At 32.2% G+C, this 6,577-nt stretch carries 9 protein-coding genes and 1 pseudogene; 9 read left to right on the forward strand and 1 reads right to left on the reverse strand.

Features of this window, described 5'->3' with window-relative positions; translation table 11 throughout:
* Nucleotides 1-198 precede the first annotated feature (198 nt).
* The 6 genes and pseudogenes from ABH966_RS25015 to ABH966_RS25040 all read left to right on the forward strand — a co-directional run bounded on the left by ABH966_RS25015 (nt 199) and on the right by ABH966_RS25040 (nt 4,784).
* Nucleotides 199-993 (forward strand): MerR family transcriptional regulator, encoded by a 795-nt coding sequence (locus ABH966_RS25015; protein WP_370083243.1) that lies wholly within the window; start codon nt 199-201, stop codon nt 991-993.
* 311 nt (nt 994-1,304) lie between these two features.
* Complete coding sequence (locus ABH966_RS25020) at nt 1,305-1,907, forward strand: NDxxF motif lipoprotein (protein ID WP_370083263.1); 603 nt, start codon at nt 1,305-1,307, stop codon at nt 1,905-1,907.
* A 175-nt stretch (nt 1,908-2,082) separates the two neighbouring features.
* A complete protein-coding gene (locus ABH966_RS25025) occupies nt 2,083-2,925 on the forward strand; it encodes a CPBP family intramembrane glutamic endopeptidase (RefSeq protein ID WP_370083245.1) in 843 nt (280 codons plus the stop codon).
* Nucleotides 2,926-3,176: 251 nt separating this feature from the next.
* Nucleotides 3,177-3,533 (forward strand): hypothetical protein, encoded by a 357-nt coding sequence (locus tag ABH966_RS25030; protein WP_370083247.1) that lies wholly within the window; start codon nt 3,177-3,179, stop codon nt 3,531-3,533.
* Between the two features lie 392 nt (nt 3,534-3,925).
* Nucleotides 3,926-4,339, forward strand: a pseudogene (locus tag ABH966_RS25035) (FAD-dependent oxidoreductase); the annotation flags it as partial.
* A gap of 130 nt (nt 4,340-4,469) precedes the next feature.
* Entirely contained in the window at nt 4,470-4,784 is a 315-nt protein-coding gene (locus ABH966_RS25040) for a thioredoxin family protein (RefSeq protein ID WP_370083249.1), read from the forward strand.
* Between the two features lie 153 nt (nt 4,785-4,937).
* Here ABH966_RS25040 and ABH966_RS25045 read toward each other — a convergent pair whose 3' ends face one another.
* Nucleotides 4,938-5,282 (reverse strand): hypothetical protein, encoded by a 345-nt coding sequence (locus ABH966_RS25045; RefSeq protein ID WP_370083251.1) that lies wholly within the window; start codon nt 5,280-5,282, stop codon nt 4,938-4,940.
* A 370-nt stretch (nt 5,283-5,652) separates the two neighbouring features.
* Between ABH966_RS25045 and ABH966_RS25050 the strand changes: the two genes are divergently transcribed.
* The 3 genes from ABH966_RS25050 to ABH966_RS25060 all read left to right on the forward strand — a co-directional run bounded on the left by ABH966_RS25050 (nt 5,653) and on the right by ABH966_RS25060 (nt 6,538).
* Nucleotides 5,653-5,862: a hypothetical protein gene (locus ABH966_RS25050; RefSeq protein WP_370083253.1), complete on the forward strand. Its 210-nt coding sequence runs from the start codon at nt 5,653-5,655 to the stop codon at nt 5,860-5,862.
* A gap of 91 nt (nt 5,863-5,953) precedes the next feature.
* Entirely contained in the window at nt 5,954-6,331 is a 378-nt protein-coding gene (locus ABH966_RS25055; protein ID WP_370083255.1) for an SET domain-containing protein, read from the forward strand.
* A 72-nt stretch (nt 6,332-6,403) separates the two neighbouring features.
* Entirely contained in the window at nt 6,404-6,538 is a 135-nt protein-coding gene (locus ABH966_RS25060; RefSeq protein WP_370083257.1) for a hypothetical protein, read from the forward strand.
* The last annotated feature ends 39 nt before the right edge of the window (nt 6,539-6,577 follow it).

Here is a 6,577-nt window from a genome sequence, read left to right on the forward strand (position 1 = left end):
TAAAAACCGATTTTTCCTAGCATAGAAAAAATCGGTTTTTAATTTAAGAAATCCTTTCGCCTAAACGAAATTCTGATCCATATAAACAGTCGTCATCTACTAATTTACGAACATATGGCATTCATCTATTTAATAAAAAATAATGGTATTATATGGGTCTAGATAAAATAAAGAATTTGCAATAATAAGGAGAATAAAATGTACACAATTGGGCAAGTAGCTAATTTTTTAGGTGTATCTAGAGATACCTTGAAATTTTATGAGGAAAAGGAATTAGTAAAGCCGAAGCAAAATATTGAGAATGGGTATAGAAAATATAATCATTTTGATATTTATGATATTACAACAGTAAATTTTTACAGAGAAATTGATATTGAAATTAAAAAAATCCAGGAATTAAGAAAAAGTAAGAGTATTGATGGAATTCAATCATTATTAGAAGAAAAAGAACAAGAGGTTTTACTGGAAATAGAATATAAAAAACTTCTATTGAAAAAGATTCAAATAGTAAAAGAAGATTGTAAGAAAATCAAACAATTCTTAGGAAAGTACATAGTTAAGGAAATGAAACCTTTAGCAATAAAGGGAGAAATAGAACATTTTACAGCGTATGAAGAATATGACACTTTAAAAAAGAATGCAGAGAGCTTAAAAAAAGCAGTTACGCTCACATCTTTAAGAAGAGTCATCAACTTCAATGAAGAAGGTATTATAGAAGATAAGTTTATTATTGTAAGAAAAGTGGAAGATCCTGATGGAGAAATAGACGGTGAAACCTTATCTCATCCAAAATGTATTTATACAATTATTGAAGATGGAAGATGGTCAACTGGCGGAAAAAATATTGATCAACACGTGGAAGCGAGTTTAAGAAACATAGCATTAGAAAAAGGGTATGAACTTTTGGGACAAGTTTATATAAACCTATTACTGACCACTTATGAAGACGGACTTGAACGTGTATTTCTAGAGATTTATGCACCTATCAAGTGAAACTTATTATTTCCTCTCTTTGCTGAAGAGGCATACCTTATTCAACTAATTTCATCAAGGGAGAGCCCTTTATTTAGGGGTTCTTCCTTTTATTTGAATATAATGCTTGCGAAATTAAAAGTCATAGTGTACTATTTAACTAGTACACTATGACACGAAGTGTATATGAGGTGGAGCCTATTTTAGATCGAATCATTTTATTGCAAAATGGTTCGTTCACTGCACATGAGGAAGTAGAGACGCTTCGAGAAGAAAGCGTATTATAAGAAAGGGTGAAATTAATGACAAGATGGATTGAAAAGGAGATTAGTATGAAAAAATTTACTTTATATCTATTAATGGCGTTCACTATTGTATTGATGTATGCTTGTTCACACGAAACAATGCCTAACGAAGAAAGCAATAAAGAAAGTAAGGAAAAATCTATTAGCAATATTACTGTTAAAATTCCAGATGATATATTTGTTTCTAATAAAAAGAATGAAACTATTAGTGAAGACGAAATGAAAGCAAGTTTAAAAAAGTATATGGATTATAGTCATGTGATAGATAAAGAAATGGAAAAGATTGTTTATCTTTATGAGGATGCTACTGAAACCGATCAGGAAAAACTACATAAATTAATAGCTGAAGGGAAAAAGAATGATGCGAATTTCAATGATTTTATAAGTAATAATAGTATCCCAGATGATTATAAAGAACCTTCAAAGACAATCTATGAATTTGTTTCATCAATCAGGGAAACTTTAACACAATTTGAAGAAGAAATTGTTGGAGCGGTTGAAAATGGTAGCTTGACAGATATAACAGATTTTGCTTCAGAGCATTTTACGAAAGCGAACGGAAGGCAGCAACAAAAAATCGAAAAATTTTTGGACGAGAAAAATATTAACACTACATATTTCGATGAATAGAAAGAATATATGTAATTGCCCTTCAAAACTTTGAAGGGTATTTTTTATCTTTTCTTACGCTGAATTTTATGGTGGTAAAAGTATTGACCTGTGAGCAACCCCTAGGTTTAAGCTAAAGGTATTCGTAAAAGCCTTAATATTTTTACGGAAATTTAGTTCGAAGCAGGGAATATACATGAATAGAGAAAAGAAACTAAAAAAACCAGTAGCGAGTTTTATTGTACTAACCAATATCATTTTTTTGCCACTTTTTTGTCTTGTAGGAGCCATCAGCATGTTGGGATTTCCTAAATGGATTTTTGATGTCATGCTCTGTATATCAGCTTGGTCCTCAACCTTTGCTTTTGCAATATTATTTAAAAAAATCTATCCTGGGCAAAGTTTTATGCAATTTGTAAAAGATAAATTCAAGAATAAACTTAAGTTTTCTGTGATTTTTATTGCAAGTATGATTCAAGCATTCATATTTTTGATGATTTTGTTTATAGTATCTAATACTAGTGAAGTAGACTCTGTTTTTACTGTTTCTTCATGGGGAATGCTGATTTATTTCTTTTTTAAAAACCTTCTTTCTGGGCCACTAGGAGAAGAACTAGGGTGGAGAGGTTTCGCTCAAATGGAGCTTCAAAAGAAGCATTCGCCATTAAAAGCTTCAATCATCATAGGTTTTTGGTGGGGGCTGTGGCATCTGCCTATATGGTTTACTACAGGGTATATGGGCATTGATTTAATCAAATATATTCTACTCTTTATGATTGCAATCATGTCTACTAAGATCGTCATGACAGCATTTCATAATTTAAATCAAAATTTAATCGTCCCAATCATTATCCACCAATTATTTAATTTCTTTCTGGGCTTAATAAACGGGAAATTAATTGATTTACTCATGTATAACGCCATTTTTTACTTCGTTGCAGCCGTTTTAATCATTATTATTAATCCAAAGAACGTATTGTATGGAAAGGAAGAAATAACAGAAAAAGTGTACCTAAAATCATCATCGTATTCAAATTAAGGATGATCACCTACATGGGGTCGATTTATATTTTGGTTTAGAATTTACATGTCTTCCTCATAACCAATTTCACTAGCGTGACCGATCATTGGAGAAGAAATACTGAAGGTAAGAACAATAATACTTAATACAGTAAAGAACTTTTTAAATATGCGAATCCTCCTAATTATTTTTTTAGATTGAGTGTGAGTATTCATCATGTACCTTATATGATACAGTTAAATTATCAATAAACAAGGAGAATAGTAAAAGTGTACTTATTTTTGTTAACTGTAGTTTATTGTTTAGTAACGAGGGTTTTGAATATATCTTTTGAACTTTCCTTGGGAATTTATTTGATAGGATTGGGATTGGTTAAGGGATTCTTTACTGATGAATTAAAGGATGTTTTCAATCTAAAAAGGGCCAAGTATTTGTATGAAGAAAGAGGATTTAAAAATTCTACAATGGAATTATTATCTTTAATTTTGATTTTCATTAATTCCTATTTAATCGATTATGAGCCTTTTTCCCTTTTTGAATTTGTTTATATGTTTTTTCTCATAGCGTTTGTATATCGGTTTATATTTTGGGGTATTATACAGGCGATATGGGAGAGAAAAAAATAGGTTTATGATTTGTATGGAATATTCAATCAATAGAGATTGATAGTTAAATGGGGTAGCATATGCTACCCCTATTTTTATTTTATTTTCGGTTGAAAGTGAACTTGCTGTAGAAGAAAAAACGTGGCAATTGTCAACGGTAAATGTCTGACTGGAGCGATAGCGAAAGGAATTTAAGGAGTTGACAATTTCGCTGCACCCGAACCCTCTTGGCTCTAAATCGAATGCATTCGATTCCTGCCTACCGGCGAGGGAATCCCCTCAAAAGTGAGGAGGTTGGGGGAGGTTTTTTTATGCTATCCAAGTGATGTTTCTTTACTTTCTAAATGGGTAGCAGTTGTACAGTGTAACTGAGAAAAAGTGCGGGAGTTCGATTCAAAAAAGCTGTATAAATAAAGCTTATTTATAATTGGTCGGAGGATTTAGTATCGCCACAAATGGTCATGAGCTTTCTACTCCGACATTGAATGAACTACAAAGAAAAGACATTACTATCATTACTGAACCTATTCAAAATCTTCGTGGTGAGGATGGTTATTTAAACAAAATCGTGTTTAGTTCAGGGCTTGAAATAGAAAGAGTTGGCGGTTTTATAGTCCCTAACTTTGTGCGTCCCAATCAATTTGCAGAGCAGCTCGGTTGTCATTTAAATGGAAATGGTAGCATGATGGTGAGAGACAGGCCGTACGTCACAGGAAAATGTTTATGCAGCGGGGGAGACAGCTAAATTAGGCTAGTCTTCATTAATCGTCGCTGCTGCTGAAGGATATAAAGCAGCGATGGCAGTTGTTTTCGATAGTACAATTTAAAAATTTTTTAACTTAATTACGGATATTAAAAGTCCTTAATGTGTGATAAAGGGGAAGAGTAGGGTCTAATTATAATAATAAGCATATTATAACTTCAAGATTTTTATTTTTACAAGGGAGGAAAAGAAGGATGTCAATTGTTCATGTAACGACAATGAAAGAATTAGGTGAACACTTAAAAACTAAAAAGATGGTGTTAATAAACTTTTGGGCTGAATGGTGTGGCCCATGTAAAATGTTCGCAGGGGTACTTAAAGAACTTAATGAGGAATTCAGTGGTAAGGTGAAAATTATAAAGGTGAATGTTGAAAAAAGCCCAGATATTGCAGCGGAATATAAGGTAATGGGAATTCCACATTCTCGATTGATTGTTCATAATAAATTACGTGAACCAATTGTTGGATATGTGCCTTTTGAAAAACTGAAGCAAATGATCGGAGTATGATTCGATAAACAGCTGATAGACCATTTTGGATGAACATCAAAAAAATGAATGTACAGCAAGTTCCGAAAAAGCTCTATGGTCTACCGTTTGTATACAAAATTACGTGGTGAATGTTTCACTATCATAATCATCAAGCCAGACAAGCAAATAAGATTAATCCTGTTGCTTGTTTGACTTGATTGCTAAATATAATGAAAAACTAATTGCAATGAACATAATCGTAGAAAATATGATCGAGAACGTGTCTGTATAGTAGACGGATGTAATCAATAGGATAAGAGAACAAATGATCATGACAACTCGTAGTAATATATCTGTTTTTTTACTTGGATTAAAAAAATCTTGAAGAATAGCAAATAAATAAGATACTCCGAAAAATATAAAATATTCATAAACAAAAATAGGTTTCACAAAATCTGGAATTCCGAAATAAACTAATTCAAAAATAATAATGAGTGGTGGTATATATTTTATATATTTGCTAAAGGAATTCCTCAAAATATCACTCCTTTTTTTGTAATTAGAATAACATATATTGTGAAAAATAAATAATTCGATGGAGCAGATGACCGCGCGATTCTGTGCCTTTTAAAAAATGCAAAATAGCTTTTACTAGCGTGTATTAAGCCTTTTCGAATTTCGGGAAGATTACACTTGTAACATTAGAAGTACCATCATGAAAATGGTAGACCGTTGATACATAAACGTATGTAGTGGGATGTTAGTCAAATATGATTTTTTCAATCTGTTTAATTATATACCAGCTCGTGTTATAATGAGGAACTTAAGGTAATTTAGACTTTTCCTTATAACTGAACGGATGCCAAGAAAGCCTCCGCGTAGAGATAAAATATAGAGGTGTTAGAGATTGAATAAAAAATGGACGATTGAAAAAATTAAAGAATTTATTGAGAATAATTCGGAAAGTAAGTTACTAACGACGGAATATCACGGTTTTTCTCAAAAGTTATTATTAAAATGTGCGTGTGGTAGTGAATTTGAAAAAACATTTACAAAGTTTAAAAATAAACATCAACGTAAATGTGACGTCTGCCAACCACCAAAAGAATCACGCTAATCAAACGAAGTGTTTAAATGAACTAGCTAATTAAAAAAGTTCAATGTTTACAGCTACAAAGAATATTTTAAAAGTGAGTAGGAGAACAAACATGATAGAGATCAAAACATCTCCATTAAGTGATGGAGAATTCAATAGAGGGGTATTTGCAACATGTGATATCCAAAAAGGAGAGCTTTTACACGAAGCACCTGTCATTTCTTATCCAAACGAACAGCATCAATACATTGAGCAAACCTTACTCGCTGATTATGCTTTTGAGTATGGGATCGGTCAATCCGCTATCCTGCTTGGTTATGGAATGTTGTTTAACCATTCTTATGAACCAAATGCAACTTATGAGATAAATTTTAAAAATCGCACTTTTGACTTTTTTGCTTACACAGATATAAAAGCCGGAGATGAAATTCTAATCAATTATAATGGCGACGTTGATGACAAAGATCCACTATGGTTTGATCAGGAATAAAAAGGATTTAAAATAAATCAGGGCGTTGATCCAACAAGGATTGACGCTCTTTTTTGACGTTATTTATGAGGTATGTTTGCTTCTACTGTACAACGTGATTCAAGTGGTGTGTGGGCATTATTGTCCAATGAGGTGATTGGAGTTTCTACAGGACGGATTGTAATATTAAGTGCAACACCTAGAAGTCAATATAAAGGAAGCCCATAACGACCTCGTGTAGAATGTAGTTACCACACAAACATTCAA

Origin of the sequence: Lysinibacillus sp. RC46 (assembly GCF_041262385.1) — a bacterium.
Lineage (GTDB): Bacteria > Bacillota > Bacilli > Bacillales_A > Planococcaceae > Lysinibacillus.